The organism is Streptomyces peucetius (assembly GCF_025854275.1).
Classification (GTDB): Bacteria; Actinomycetota; Actinomycetes; order Streptomycetales; family Streptomycetaceae; genus Streptomyces; species Streptomyces peucetius_A.
This window is the reverse complement of record NZ_CP107567.1, coordinates 7,568,163-7,581,622: the sequence shown is the minus strand read 5'-3', so window position 1 is coordinate 7,581,622 and position 13,460 is coordinate 7,568,163. Positions and strand designations below refer to the sequence as shown.

Below are 13,460 nucleotides of genomic sequence, written 5' to 3'. Positions count from 1 at the left end.
GGCTACCCCGCGTCGCCCCCGCCGCGCACGAGCCACTGCCCCGCCGCGCCGAGGAGCGCCCGCACGCCCAGTTCGATGGTCGGGTCCTGGAGAGGGGCGTACTGCGGCGAGTGGTTGTACGCCACCCCCGGGGGCAGACCGCCACCCATCAGCGCCGCCGGCGAAGGGTCCGGGAACAGGGCCGGGTCGGCGCCGCCGAAGTGCCAGAAGACGGAGGGCACTCCCATCGACGCCCCGAAGGCACCGAAGTCCTCGCTGCCGGTGACGGGCTGCGGCAGTGTCCACACCTGCCCCTCGCCCAGCACCGCCTCGAGTCCCGCCGTCGCGGTGGCCGTCGCGTCGGCGTCGTTCATCGTGAGCGGAAAGCTGTTGAGCGGGGTTATCTCCGGTTCCTTCGGCGCACCCGCCGCGAGCGCCTCCGCCCGTACGATCCGCTCGACCGCGGCGAGCACCTTGGTGCGCACGGCCGGGTCGGAACTGCGGATGTTGAGCTTCATCTCCGCCGTGTCCGGGATGATGTTCTCCTTGGTGCCGCTGTGCAGGGACCCCACGGTGACGACGGCGGCCTGGTTCGCCCCCACCTCGCGGGACACCACGGTCTGCAGCCGCATGACGACCGCGGCCGCCATCACCACCGGGTCGACGGTGTTCTCCGGCGCGGACCCGTGACCGCCCCGGCCGAAGAGCCGGACGTCGAAGCTGTCGGAGGCGCTCATCACGGCGCCGGGCCGGGTGGCGGCGACGCCGGCCGGGAGGGGGCCCACATGCTGGGCCAGGCACACATCGGGGCGCGGAAAACGCTCGGCGAACCCGTCGTCGATCATGGCCTGCGCCCCGCTGACCTCCTCGGCCGGCTGGAAGACGGCGACCACGGTGCCCCGCCACGCCTCCCGGTGGACGGCGAGCAGGGCCGTCGCACCGAGCAGGCAGGTGACGTGCATGTCGTGCCCGCAGGCGTGCATGACGGGCACTTCGGCGCCGTCGGCGTCGACCCCGGTGCGCGTGGAGGCGTAGGGCAGCCCGGTCGCCTCCAGCACGGGCAGTCCGTCCATGTCCGCCCGCAGCAGGACGACGGGGCCTGCCTGGGATCCGAGCACGCCGACCACGCCCGTACCGCCCACGCGCTCGGTGACCTCCCAGCCCTGTGCCCGCAGCAGCTTCGCCACGACACCCGCCGTACGGACCTCCTGGAACGCCAGTTCCGGATGGGCGTGCAGGTCCTGGTAGAGGTCCCTCAGTGCGGGAAGCTGTGTGTCGAGTCCGGTGAACAGCGGCGTTGCTCGCATCACGGATGCGTCCTTTCCACGACGGGTACGCGGGATCACGCAGCCACTGTGTCAGCCGGCCGCGTCCGGCCGGCGTGAGTCGGGTGACTCCTTGATGAAGCGGCGCAGTTCGGCGCAGAGCGCGCCGGGGTTGTCGAGCGGTACGAGAGTGCGGGCGTCGGGGATCTCGACGTACTCACCCCGGGGCAGCAGGGCGGCGAGCCGGCCGGTGCTGTGCGGCATCATGCGGTCCTCCGCGCCCCACGCGACGAGCGCCGGGCCGCGGAACTCCCGCAGCCGCTCCGCCGCCCGGAGATAGGTGTCCTTGCGGGTGCTGCGGAGGAACGTGGCGAAGTCCCGCAGGATCCGCCTGTCCGTGAACAGCGGTCCGTACCAGCGGCGGACCAGCTCGTAGGGGATCGGGTGTTTCGCCATGCCGCCGAGCGAGTTCGGCAGCCGGACCAGGAAGGGGACCCGGAAGGACTGCAGCAGCAGGAAGATGCCGCCCGGGACCCGGCTCAGGGCCTGCAGGGTCCGGCCCTGCACGCCGGGCGGGTAGTTCTCCAGGGCCTCGCACGAGGTGAGGACGAGCCGGTGGACCCGCTCGTCCCGTGCTCCGACGAGCAGCTGGGCCGTACCCGCGTCGTTCTGGACGAGGGTGACGTCCCGCAGATCGAGCCGCTCCAGGAATTCGGCGAGGAGGTCGGCCACGCCCTGCGCGGACAGGTCGGCGCCGGCGCGCATCGGTCTGCGGTGGCTGCCCATCGGCAGGACGGGCACCACGACGCGGAAGTCGGCGCGCAGGCCGTCCGTGACCCGCTCCCACACCGACTCGTCGAAGGCGAGGCCGTGCAGCAGCACCACGACCTCACCGTCTCCGCCGGTGTCCGTGTACGCGACGGTCCCGACACTCAACTCGATCCCCGGCATCGGCATCTGCCCGTCTCTCTCGATTGGATCGATCGATCTAGTGAGAGACTAGCCCTGATGAGGACGACAGGCGATACCAGAGCGCGCATCCTGACGGCGGCGACCGAGCTCTTCCGTCGTCAGGGCTACACGGCCACCGGCATGAAGCAGATCCTGGCGACGGCGGACGCCACGTACGGCTCCGCCTACCACTTCTTCCCCGGCGGCAAGACGCAGCTGGGCGACGAGGTGATCCGTACCTCCGGCGCCGCCTACCTGGCCCTGATCGGCGAGCTCTTCCGGGACGAGGGCGCCGATCCGGCCGAAAGGACCGCCCAGGCGTTCACCGGGGCCGCGCAGACACTGCTCGACCTCGATTTCGCCGACCCGTGTCCGGTCGCGACCATCGCCATGGAGGTCGCCGGCACGAACGAGACCCTGCGGTCGGCCGCTGCGGAGATGTTCGCCTCATGGACCGAGGCCCTCGCCGGCTACTTCGGCTCCCAGGGTGTCGCCGAGCCGCGCGCGACGGCGACCGCCGTGATCGCACTCCTCGAGGGCGCCTTCATGCTCGGCCGCGCCTCCCGTTCCACCGCCCCTGTGCTCGACGCCGCCCCCGCGGCCGCGGCCGTGGTCCGCGCCGCCGCCCGGGCGGACGACGGAAAGTGAACCCCCGGGCGCCGGGCCCACCGGCGAGCCGGTCAGAATCTGACCCGCCGCTGTCCGCGGCGGCCGTCGCCGACCGTCCGGCCGCCGACACCCGTGGAGAAGGAGACGCCTCAGTGATCGTCGTCGCCGGTGAGGCCCTGATCGATCTGGTGCCGCAGTCCGGCGTCGGTCCGCCGACGCCGCTGCTGCCCGCCCGGGGCGGCGGTCCGTACAACACCGCGATCGCGCTCGGGCGGCTCGGCGACCGGGTCGCGTTCTGTTCGCGGATCTCCACCGACGCCTTCGGCGAGTCACTGGTCGAGCGGCTGCGCGAGGAGGGCGTCGCGCTCCAGCTGGTGCAGCGCGGCCCCGAACCGACCACGCTGGCCGTCGCGTCGATCGGCGCCGGCGGTTCCGCCGCCTACACGTTCTACGTGGAGGGCACCGCCGACCGCCTCTTCGAACTGCCGCCCGAGCTGCCTCCCGCAACGCGCGCACTGTCGCTGGGCACCTGCTCGCTGGTGCTCGAACCGGGAGCAAGCGCCTACGAGGAGCTGATGCGCCGGGAGGCCGGCCGGGGCGTCTTCGTCACGCTCGACCCGAACGTCCGCGAGGGCCTGATCCCGGACGCGGACGCCTACCGTGCCCGGTTCAGGAGCTGGCTCCCCCATGTCTCGCTGCTCAAGCTCAGCGAGGACGACGCCGAATGGCTCGGGTTCGACGTCCGGGAGCTGGCGGCGGCCGGTCCCGCCGCCGTCGTGGTCACTCGCGGCGGGGACGGGCTGACGGCACTCACCCGCGGCGGGGACTCCATCTCCGTGCCCGCCGAGCGGGTCGAGGTGGTGGACACCATCGGGGCGGGCGACACGGTGAACGCGGCGCTGCTGCACGCCCTGGCCGAGCGGCACCTGCTGTCGCGGGACGCCGTCGCGTCGCTGGCCCCGGGCCGCTGGCGCGAGGTGCTGGGCCTCGCCGCCAGGGCGGCGGCGCTCACCTGCGCGAAGGCCGGGGCGGAGCCGCCGTACGCCGGCGAGATGTAGCACGGCGGCGTGACGTGCGTCATTTGTCCGGGCGGACGACGGCGGTAGTTTCACCTCACCATTTCCTCTCGAAACGGGCGGCCCCGCTGTGCATGCTGATCTGTCGCCGCTGATAGCGGCGACGACCACCTGGCTGACCCGCGCCTACCCGGCGGTCGGCGGCGCGATGGCGACCGCGCTGTGCGAGGCACAGGCGCGGCAAGCGGTGACGGTCGCCGCGATGCTGCGGTACCCGACCCCGATGGACGCCTCCCTGGCCGCCATGGCCGGCCCGGGCGGCTCCGGGCGGCTCGACGAACTGGGCGAAACGGGCCACGCCGGCTCCGGCGCGCCGCAGGAGCATGCCTGGCGCAGCTGGGTCGACGAGGTCGTCGCCAGCTGGGCCGCGTGTCTGCTCGGGAGCCCCGAGCTGGCGGCCGACGCGGTGGCCGGGCTCGCGGAGGGTACGCCGGGGGTGTACCGGCGCCTGGTCTCGCCCGACGACAGCGACCGGCGGGCGGCCGCCCTGCTGCGCCATCCGGACCTGCTGGCCCCGGTCGCCGGCCTGCACGGCGATCTCCTCCGTACGAGGCTGCGCCCCGCCCTCCCCGACGTGGCCTGACGCGTCCGGGCAGCTCCGTGGAAGACCCCCGGCCGGGGGTGGAATCCACCGGGTGGCCGCCGCCCGGTGCGCGCGCCGGAGCCGGGCACCCGCGTTAGGGTCGCCCGTGAGACGGGGCAGCCGGGCCCGTGGGGGATTCTTCGCAGCGAGCGAGAGAGGACGCCAGCACATGGCACACGGCGGAAACGTCATCCAGGAGTTGACGGCCGACCACCGCGAGGTCGACCAGATGTTCGCCGAGATCGAGGCGTTGGGCCCTGGCGCCCCGCAGCGCCGGGAACTGGCGGACGACCTGACCAAGGAACTCGTGCGGCACTCCGTCGCCGAGGAGGAGTACCTGTATCCCGCAGTCCGCCGCTTCGTGGACGACGGCGACGACCTGGCGGACAAGGAGATCGCCGACCATGCCGAGGTCGAGCGCATGTTGAAGGAGCTCGAGGGCTGCGAGGCCGGCGACCCCCGTTTCGACACGCTGATCACCCAGCTGAAGTCGTCGGTCACCTCGCACGTCGCGGACGAGGAGAAGCGGCTGTTCCCGCTGCTCGCCGAGTCGTGCAACGCCGACATGCTGATGGAACTGGGCGAGAAGGTCCGGCGGGCCAAGGAGACCGCGCCCACCCGACCGCATCCCTCCAGCCCGCAAACACCACCCGCCAACAAGCTCCTGGCGCCCGGCATGGGCATGGTGGACCGGGTCCGCGATCTCCTCACGAGCCGCGGCAAGGGCTGACCGCCCCCCGGAGCGTCCCGGGCGCCCGGCCCCGCACAGGGGGCCGGGCGCCTCGCCGTGCGTGCGGTCGCACGGCGAGCCGTCGTTCAGAGCTGGACGCCCGGGACGCCGTCCTCGACGACGACACTGGCGCGGGTGCTGATCGGAGCGCCGGGCCTGGTCACGTACGGCAGGACCCGGAAGTCGCTCGTCCAGCGCTCCCGGTCGACGGTGACGCGCACATAGCCGCGCTGGCCGTTGAAGAACTTCATGTGCGGGTTGGCGGCGAGGAACTTGGTGCCGTCGGCCGTCATGTCGGCGCCGTCGCCGCCGCTGGTGACGGACGTGCCCACGAACTCGGACCCCACCGTGACCGACTCCGGGTCCGCGTAGTCGCGCTTGAGGTCCCAGGCGTAGTTCTGGTGGCGGTCGCCGGTGATGACGACGAGGTTGCGCACGCCGCGGGTGCCGGCCTCGGCGAGCAGGCGGTTGCGCTCGGCCACGTAGCCGTCCCACGGGTCCATCCAGACGGTCGCGCCGGGACCCGGGTCGTGGTCCGTCTGCCCCATCGGCGCCTGGTTGCCGAGCACCTGCCAACGGGCGGGTGAACGGCTGAAGCCCTTCAGGACCCAGTCGCGCTGGCGGGCCCCGAGCAGGGTGCGGTCCGGGGCGAACCGGTCGGCGCAGTCGGCGGAGAGGCCGTCGCCGCAGGGCTGGTCGTCCCGGTACTGGCGGGTGTCGAGCATGGTGAAGTCGGCGAGCCGGCCGTAGGAGAGCCGGCGGTACATCTGCACGTCGGGGCCGTCGGGCAACTGGGCGTGGCGCAGCGGCGCGTGCTCGTACAGGGCCTGGAACGCGGCGGCCCTGCGCTGCACGAAGGGCTCCGGGTCCTGGTCCTTCTCGGGTATGTCGTCGGCCCAGTTGTTCTCGACCTCGTGGTCGTCGAACGTCATGATCCAAGGGAAGCGGGCGTGCGCCTGCTGCAGCGGGGCCTCGGACTTGTAGAGGCCGTACTGGAGCCGGTAGCGCGCGAGGTCGAGCGTCTCCGTGTGGAACCTGGAGTCGGTGGTCACACCGCGCCGGTTGGACTTGACGCCGTACTCGTAGAGGTAGTCGCCGAGGTGCACCACCAGGTCGAGGTCCTCGCCGGCCATGTGTTCGTACGCGGTGAAGAAGCCGTCCTGCCAGGCCTGGCAGGACGCGAAGGCGAACCTGAGCTCCCTGGGGGTCGTCCACGGCGGCGGGGTGGTGCGGGTGCGGCCCACCGGTGAGACGTAGGACCCCGCACGGAAGCGGTAGTAGTACTCACGGTCGGGCTGCAGGCCGTGGATCTCGGGGTGCACCGAGTGGGCCAGCTCGGGCGTGGCCACGACGCTGCCGCGGCGCGCCACGCGCCGGAACCGTTCGTCCTGGGCCAACTCGTAGTGGACGCGGACGGGTTTCGCGGGCATGCCGCCCATCCCGTCCTCGGCGAAGGGATCGGGGGCCAGCCGCGTCCAGAGCACGACCCCGTCGGACCGCGGCTCCCCGGAGGCGACGCCGAGGGAGAAGGGGTTGCTTTTCATGGTCGGGGCGGCGAAGGCGGAGCTTGAGCCCCACTCGCCGGTGCCGAGCATCAGCGCAGCGGCACCCGCGCCGCCGAAGCCGATCAGCTGCCGCCGGGAAACAGGACGTGTGCCCACAGAATCCTCCTTGGCTGTTCGGTTGAACCGCCGGAAGTCTTCTGCGGGTTGGTGTCGGACGGCCGCCCGCGATGTGGCCGGTTGCCTAGGAGCGCGTGAACTGCGGCCCGGTGGGAGCGGTGAGGGCGCGGGTCAGCTCCATGAGCCGGGCGCGGGCATCGGTGTCGTAGGCCTGCTCGTGGGCACGGGAGTCGGTGAACCGGTCGAAGTAACGCCCCGTCACATCGGTCTGCTCCGGGTCCGTGAGCAGCCGTACGGTCGGGCGCACCCCTTCCTCGACACCGACGACGGGTACGAGGCCGTAGGCGCGCACGCCCTCGGTGTCCATCAGGTGCGCGGGATGGAGCGCGTTCACGGTGACTCCGGTCCCGGCGAGCTCGTCGGCCAGGTCGAAAGTCGCCATGATCAGCGCGAGTTTGCTGCGGCAGTAGGCCCGCAGCCCTTCGTAGCCCCGTTCCAGCATGACGTCGTCGAAGTCGATCGCTTCCTGACCCATGGAGGCGACGTTGACGACACGGGCGGGCGCGGACGACATCAGCAGTGGCAGCAGGCCGCGGACGAGGGCGTACGGCGCGAGGTGGTTGACGGCGAAGCGCAGTTCGTGCCCCTGCGCGCTGAGTTCGCGCCGCAGCGGCTCGCTGCCGCCGCCGGCGACCGCGTTGTTCACCAGTGCGTCGAGGCGGGTCTCGGTCTGCAGGATGTGGGCGACCATGGCGTGGACCTGGTCGAGGTCGGAGAGGTCGGCGAGCACGGTCCGGACCGTGGTGTCCGGTGCGACGTCCCGCACCTCCGCCACGACCGCATCAAGACGTCGGGCGTCGCGGCCGTGGAGCAACAGGGTGCCGCCGCGGCGGGCGAGGTCGAGTGCGACGCCGCGGCCGAGGCCCTGGGTCGCACCGGTGACGAGTGTGGTGGGTCGGTTCATGCCGGTGATCCTGGCGGACGCGCGGCGGTGCGGGGAGTGCGTACCGGTCCTGGTGTCACCACCACCAGGGACAGCCGCGCCCCGGTCGGTCGTACCTTCCGGTGCGGGGGCGTCGCCCGGTGCGCGGGATCACCCGGGTGTGCGGCATTGACCCGTTCACGGCTCTGGGAACCTGCGGAGCCGGGCGCTACCCTCCGCCGCATGATTCCGACGGTGGTGTGGGGGACTGGCAATGTCGGCCGTGCGGCCATCCGCGCCGTGGCGGCCCACCCCGCGCTCGACCTGGCGGCCGTGGTGGTCCACAACCCGGGGAAGACCGGCCGTGACGCGGGCGAACTCGCGGGGCTCGGCCGGGACCTGGGGGTGGCCGCCACCGACGACGCCGACGCGGTCCTGGCGGCCCGCCCCCGCCCGCGTGCGGTGGTGTACGCGGCGTCCGGCGACGTCCGGCCCGACGGCGCCCTCGCCGACGTCCTCAGGGCGATCCGGGCCGGAGCCGTGGTCGTCACGCCGGCCCTGTACGCGCTCTACGACCACCGGAGCGCTCCGCCGGAGCTGCGGGAACCCGTACTGGACGCGATCGAGGAGGGCGGCGGGTCGCTGTTCGTCTCGGGCGTCGACCCCGGCTGGGGCAACGACGTGCTGCCGCTGCTGATCAGCGGACTCGGCACGACGGTGGACGCGGTCCGCTGCCAGGAGATCTTCGACTACTCGACGTACGACCAGCCGGACTCGGTCCGGTACCTGGTCGGCATGGGGCAGCCGATGGAGTACGAGCCGCTGATGCTCGCGCCGTCCGTCCCGACCATGGTGTGGGGCGGGCAGGTCCGGCTGATGGCGCGGGCGCTCGGCGCCGAGGTCGACGAGATCCGGGAGACCATGGACCGGTACCCGCTGGAGACCCGCGTGAGCACCCGGTCGATGGGCGAGTTCGAGGCGGGCACTCAGGGTGCGGTGCGGTTCGAGGTGCAGGGCGTCGTCGGCGGGGAACCGCTCATCGTCGTCGAGCACATCACCCGCATCCATCCGTCCTGCGCTCCCCACTGGCCGTCGCCGCCCGACGGTGCCGGTGCCCACCGGGTGATCATCGAGGGCCGTCCGCGGATCGAGGTCACGGTCTCGGCCACCGACGAGGGCGAGAACCGGTCCGCGGGCGGCAACGCCACGGCGGTGGGCCGGCTGGTGAACGCCGTCGACTGGCTGGTGGACGCCGGCCCCGGACTCTACGACGCGCTCGACGTCCCGCTGCGCCCCGCGGCCGGCCGGCTCGGAAGGAGACAGCAGTGAACATCGACGTCCCCGAGGGCAGGAACCCGATCGAGTACGTGTGGGGCGACATGGTCCCGGGTATCGGGGCCGCCGCCGCGAACTTCTCCCTGTCGGTCTACGCCCACACGACGCTGGGGCTACGGGAGTTCGAGGCCGCACGGCTGCGGATCGCGCAGATCAACGGATGTCTGTTCTGCCTCGACTGGCGGACCGAACGCGACGGGCAGCGGGTCGAGGAGTCGTTCGCCGACGCGGTGACCCGGTGGCGCACCACCGACGCGTTCGACGACCGCACCAGGCTGGCCGCCGAGTACGCCGAGCGGTACGCCCTGGACCACCACGGTCTCGACGACGCGTTCTGGTCACGGATGACCGCGCACTACAGCCAGCCCGAGATCGTGGAGCTCAGTATGAGCATCGGCTCCTGGCTGGCGTTCGGCCGGCTCAACCATGTCCTGGGCCTGGACACCGCGTGCGTCCTGCCCGGGCATTGAGGTCCACCGCGGGGCCGGTCACAGGTCCTTGGCGATGATCTCCTCGATGTTCCGCTCGGCGAGCGCCGTGATCGTGACGAACGGATTGACACTGGCGTTGCCGGGGATCAGCGCGCCGTCGATGACGTACAGCCCGCGGTAGCCGTGGAGCCGGCCGTGGTTGTCGGTGGCCCTGTCCAGTACCGCGCCGCCGAGCGGGTGGTACGTGAGGTGGTCGCCCCAGATCTTGCAGGAGCCGAAGAGGTCGGTCCGGTAGATCGTGCCCTCCTTCGTGTTGATCTTGTCGAAGACCGTCCTCGCGGCGGCGATCGACGGCTGTTTCCAGACCGTCTGCCAGTCCAGGTCGACCCTGCCCGCCGCGGCGTTCCAGGAGAACGCGGCCCGGTGCGGGTTCCTGGTGATCGACAGATAGAACGAGGCGTAGGTCTCGATACCGGTCGGCAGCGGTGCCACTTCGGCGAACACCCCGCCGGCCGCCCAGTTGTCGATGCCGGCCGTGGGCATGGCGGACTGGAGGCTGCCGGTCGCGTCCCACATGTGGTTGGCGCGGCCGCACATGACGTTGCCGTTGTCGCCCCAGCCCTTGCCGGTCTCGTCGTTGAGAGCGGGCAGCACACCGGTGGCCTTCAGCCTGGTCAGCAGTTTGCTCGTACCGACGCTGCCGGCCGCGAAGAAGACCCTGTCCGCGGTGACGGCCGTGGTGGCCGTGACGGCTCCGGTGGTGTCGAGCCGTTCGACGAGCACCCTGTAGCCGCCGCCGGGCGCGGGAGCGACCGAAGTGACTCTGTGGAGCGGTGAGACGGCGACCCGTCCCGTGGCCACGGCCCGGGCCAGGTAGGTCTTCTGCAGGGACTTCTTTCCGTGGTTGTTGCCGAACAGCACCTCGCCGTCCAGCGCCGACGCGGGGACGGCACCGGCCGCCTCCTGTTCCATGTAGTCCCAGTCGTACACATTGGGGACGAAGACGAACGGGAAACCGGAACGCTCCGCGTGCTTGCGGCCGACCCGGGCGTACTGGTAGCAGGCGGCGCTCTCCCACCAGCCCTGGTCCACGTCGGCGACCTCGAGACCGGCGTTGGCGCGCGGGTAGTAGACGTCGTACATCTCGGCGGGGTCGACGGTGGGCAGGACGGCCGGGAAGTTCTCCCGCCGGGGCGTGACCGCCATGCCGCCGTTGACGAGGGAGCCGCCGCCGACGCCTCGGCCCTGGTAGACCGTGATGCCGCCGAACTCCTCGGCGTCCAGGATGCCGGTGTACCGGGGGACGTCCTTGTCGAGGGGGAAGCCGAGGAAGTTGCTCAGCGGCTGCTTGGTCCTCGTGCGGAGCCAGAACGACCGGTGGTCGGGCCTGGTCGTGTTGGCGAAGATCTTGCCGTCGGGCCCGGGGGTGTCCCAGGCCATGCCCATCTCGACCATGTGCACGTCGACGCCGGCCCGGGCCAGACGTAACGCGGCGACGGAGCCGCCGTACCCGGTGCCGATGACCAGCGCGGGGACGTGCGCCCCGGGGGCGAGCGGTGCGGCGGCCGGGAAGGAGTGCTCGCCGGCCGTTGCCGCACGGGCCGTCGTGGCGTGGCCCGCGAGGAGCGCTCCGCCCAGAACAGAACCGGTTCCAGCGATGAAGTCACGGCGGGACACACCCTGAACGGGTCTGTCCTGCCTGCCAGGAGGGCTCATGTGATGTTCCTCACTCTTGAGCGAATGGGAACACGTTCTACTGCTGTCCGTGCTAGAAGTCACGGCATACCTATGGGTAATGTGCGGCGGTCCTCGTGCCGGGAGCGGGGAGGTCAGTGGCCGCGGGGCGCGTACATGCACGCGTCGAACTCGGCCACCCGCAGCGGTTGTTCCGTGCCGGAGAGGGTGCAGGCCCGCGGCACCCGGGCCGTCATGGCGACCACTCCCGTCGTCGAGTCCCGCACCGCACGGCGGGATGTCTCCAACGGCACCGTCGGATCTGCGTCCGTCGCACGTCCGGGCCCGCACACGGAACGGCGGCCGGCATCAACCGATCGGCCGACCCCCGTGTCCCCCGTTGCGCGCGCCGCGTCCAGCCGCCACGGCGACCGGAAGCAGCAGAAGCGGAGCGAGGATGGGACGCGGAGGGGCGCCGGGACCAGTGCGCGCCCCCCTTCCCGGTCCGCCGAGCCATTTCCGGAGTCGACACTCATGAAGCACACGCAGCATCGCGCCGGCGTCGCCGCGACGATGGCCGCCCTCGCCCTCGTCACCGGGTGCACCGTGGGCGGACCGGTCGACTCCCCTTCCGCTTCCGCCCGTCCGGGCCGGGATGCCGCCGAGCGGCCCGCGGCCTCGGCGCCCGCGCCGTCGGGCCGCACCCCGTCCGGCACGCTCCTGGTCGCCGACTTCGGCGCGGACACGGTCACGTTCACCGATCCCGGCCGGGGCGCGTTCGACTCCGTCGAGGTCGGCACCGCGCCGTACGGGCTGGCCGTCGGCGACGACGGACGGGCCTGGGTCGCCACCGCCGAAGGTGTGGCCGTCGTGGACACGAAGACCCGTACACGGACCGCCCTCGTCCCCTACGAGACGGACGGCGTCGGAGCGCCCGCGCACGGGGAGTACCGCGGCGGAGGCATGGGCATCGCCCTGGCTCCTGACGGCCGGCACGTGTACGCCGGCGTGAACCGGCCCGGCGGCAACGGCACCGTCGAGGTGATCGACACCCGCACCCTGAAGGTCACGGACGTCGCCGGCGTGGGCCGCCGCCCGTTCGACGTGGACGTCTCCCGTGACGGCCGCGAGGTGTACGTGACCGGCCACGACTCGTTCGACGTCACCGTGGTGGAGACCGACGGCCTGGCCACCCGGCGCATCGAGGTCGCGCCCTATGGCACCGCGGGCGGCCTGGGCTCGTGGCTGAAGCCGCACTACGCCGTCGTACGGCCCTCCGACGGACGGCTGCTGCTGCCGTTCGAAGGAGAGCGGCTCGTCGTCCTCGACCCCGGCACCGGCGCATCCCGCGCCGAGCCCATGACGGCCGACACCCACCAGCACGGCGCGACGATCACCGGCGACGGCACGCTGCTCGTCGTCGGCACGGGACCGATCGACCCGGCCCGCGACCGGGGCCCGTCCCTGACCGTGCGCGCGCCGGACGGCTCCGAGCGGATCATTCCGCTCGACGGGCCCCACGAGGACGTCACCGTCTCCCGTGACGGCCGCACGGCGTACGTCACGGGCGGGTTCACCCGCGACGGCCACTGGAACGGCATCACGGTCGTGGACCTGGCCTCGGGCGACACCCGCCGCCTGGCGGCGGGCGAACGCCCGCTGGGCATCGCGGTTCTCTGACCTCGGAGCCCAAGGGCCTTTCAGTCGCGCGTCCTCCGGCATGCAGGCGTGCGCGTCCTCAGGCGGACGCCCTCCTCAGGCATGCGCGTCCTCAGGCGTGCGTGATCTCGGTCATCTCGAAGTCCGCCTTGGCGGCACCGCAGTCGGGGCAGGACCAGTCGTCCGGTATCCGCTGCCACGGCGTGCCCGCCGGGAAGCCCTCGCGGGGCGCGCCCGTCCGTTCCTGCCCGCATACCCCGTGGGCAGTTCGGGTGCCTCGTCGAAGTGCCGCAGTGCCTGGTGCCGGCGGGTGGGGTCGGCATGGTGGTCGCTGTGCCGCTGCAGGTGGTAGAGAAAGACGTTGGTGGCGACGTTGTCGCTGTTCCAGCTGCGCCGGGGGGCGCAGCGCTCGTAGCGGCCGGACGCGGTGCGTTCGCGCAGCAGGCCGTAGTGCTCGGTGCAGTTGATGACTTCGAGCAGGCAGAAGCCGAAGACGGCCTGGACGAAGAGGTACGGCAGGAGGCCTGGCCCGAACGCGGCGCGGCTCGGCGGCCGTGGTCGCACGCGCGCTCGAATCGTCGTTGCGGAGTGTGATCTGTTGCCCATGAGCGACACCCCCGGAGT

General features: G+C 72.2%; 14 protein-coding genes and 1 pseudogene. 7 read left to right on the top strand and 8 right to left on the bottom strand.

Going from position 1 to position 13,460, the window contains the following annotated elements; all coding sequences use genetic code 11:
• Positions 1–2: 2 nt before the first annotated feature.
• Both OGH68_RS34240 and OGH68_RS34235 read right to left on the bottom strand, forming a co-directional pair.
• Positions 3–1,286, bottom strand: coding sequence for an amidohydrolase (locus OGH68_RS34240; RefSeq protein ID WP_264250422.1), 1,284 nt, complete (start codon positions 1,284–1,286; stop codon positions 3–5).
• A gap of 51 nt (positions 1,287–1,337) precedes the next feature.
• On the bottom strand, positions 1,338–2,195 hold the full coding sequence (locus OGH68_RS34235) for an alpha/beta fold hydrolase (RefSeq protein WP_264250421.1): 858 nt from the start codon (positions 2,193–2,195) through the stop codon (positions 1,338–1,340).
• Positions 2,196–2,252: 57 nt separating this feature from the next.
• On the opposite strand from OGH68_RS34235, the gene OGH68_RS34230 reads away from it, so the two are divergent.
• The 4 genes from OGH68_RS34230 (at position 2,253) to OGH68_RS34215 (ending at position 5,193) form a co-directional block, all read left to right on the top strand.
• Complete coding sequence (locus tag OGH68_RS34230; RefSeq protein ID WP_264249385.1) at positions 2,253–2,843, top strand: TetR/AcrR family transcriptional regulator; 591 nt, start codon at positions 2,253–2,255, stop codon at positions 2,841–2,843.
• Between the two features lie 113 nt (positions 2,844–2,956).
• The gene (locus tag OGH68_RS34225) at positions 2,957–3,862 is read left to right on the top strand and encodes a carbohydrate kinase family protein (RefSeq protein ID WP_264249384.1); all 906 of its coding nucleotides are present in this window, start codon (positions 2,957–2,959) and stop codon (positions 3,860–3,862) included.
• A gap of 88 nt (positions 3,863–3,950) precedes the next feature.
• On the top strand, positions 3,951–4,463 hold the full coding sequence (locus OGH68_RS34220) for a hypothetical protein (protein ID WP_264249383.1): 513 nt from the start codon (positions 3,951–3,953) through the stop codon (positions 4,461–4,463).
• A gap of 169 nt (positions 4,464–4,632) precedes the next feature.
• Entirely contained in the window at positions 4,633–5,193 is a 561-nt protein-coding gene (locus tag OGH68_RS34215) for a hemerythrin domain-containing protein (RefSeq protein WP_264249382.1), read from the top strand.
• 86 nt (positions 5,194–5,279) lie between these two features.
• On the opposite strand, the gene OGH68_RS34210 is transcribed toward OGH68_RS34215, so the two are convergent.
• Positions 5,280–6,788, bottom strand: coding sequence for an alkaline phosphatase D family protein (locus OGH68_RS34210; protein WP_413471143.1), 1,509 nt, complete (start codon positions 6,786–6,788; stop codon positions 5,280–5,282).
• 151 nt (positions 6,789–6,939) lie between these two features.
• A complete protein-coding gene (locus OGH68_RS34205; RefSeq protein ID WP_264249379.1) occupies positions 6,940–7,779 on the bottom strand; it encodes an SDR family NAD(P)-dependent oxidoreductase in 840 nt (279 codons plus the stop codon).
• A 201-nt stretch (positions 7,780–7,980) separates the two neighbouring features.
• On the opposite strand from OGH68_RS34205, the gene OGH68_RS34200 reads away from it, so the two are divergent.
• Both OGH68_RS34200 and OGH68_RS34195 read left to right on the top strand, forming a co-directional pair.
• A complete protein-coding gene (locus tag OGH68_RS34200; RefSeq protein ID WP_264249378.1) occupies positions 7,981–9,066 on the top strand; it encodes a dihydrodipicolinate reductase in 1,086 nt (361 codons plus the stop codon).
• Positions 9,063–9,542: a carboxymuconolactone decarboxylase family protein gene (locus OGH68_RS34195; protein WP_264249377.1), complete on the top strand. Its 480-nt coding sequence runs from the start codon at positions 9,063–9,065 to the stop codon at positions 9,540–9,542. The genes OGH68_RS34200 and OGH68_RS34195 overlap by 4 nt, the downstream gene beginning before the upstream one ends.
• 18 nt (positions 9,543–9,560) lie before the next feature.
• Here OGH68_RS34195 and OGH68_RS34190 read toward each other — a convergent pair whose 3' ends face one another.
• Both OGH68_RS34190 and OGH68_RS34185 read right to left on the bottom strand, forming a co-directional pair.
• Positions 9,561–11,219, bottom strand: coding sequence for a GMC oxidoreductase (locus OGH68_RS34190; RefSeq protein WP_264249375.1), 1,659 nt, complete (start codon positions 11,217–11,219; stop codon positions 9,561–9,563).
• Between the two features lie 113 nt (positions 11,220–11,332).
• A complete protein-coding gene (locus OGH68_RS34185; protein ID WP_264249373.1) occupies positions 11,333–11,491 on the bottom strand; it encodes a hypothetical protein in 159 nt (52 codons plus the stop codon).
• A gap of 220 nt (positions 11,492–11,711) precedes the next feature.
• Between OGH68_RS34185 and OGH68_RS34180 the strand changes: the two genes are divergently transcribed.
• Complete coding sequence (locus tag OGH68_RS34180; protein ID WP_264249372.1) at positions 11,712–12,857, top strand: YncE family protein; 1,146 nt, start codon at positions 11,712–11,714, stop codon at positions 12,855–12,857.
• Between the two features lie 91 nt (positions 12,858–12,948).
• Here the strand turns inward: OGH68_RS34180 and OGH68_RS36255 are convergent, their stop codons facing one another.
• Positions 12,949–13,224, bottom strand: a complete 276-nt coding sequence (locus OGH68_RS36255) for a rubredoxin (RefSeq protein ID WP_319020285.1) — start codon at positions 13,222–13,224, stop codon at positions 12,949–12,951.
• Positions 13,155–13,442: pseudogene (locus OGH68_RS36250) on the bottom strand (fatty acid desaturase); the annotation flags it as partial. The gene OGH68_RS36255 and the pseudogene OGH68_RS36250, both read right to left, overlap by 70 nt.
• Between the last annotated feature and the right edge of the window lie 18 nt (positions 13,443–13,460).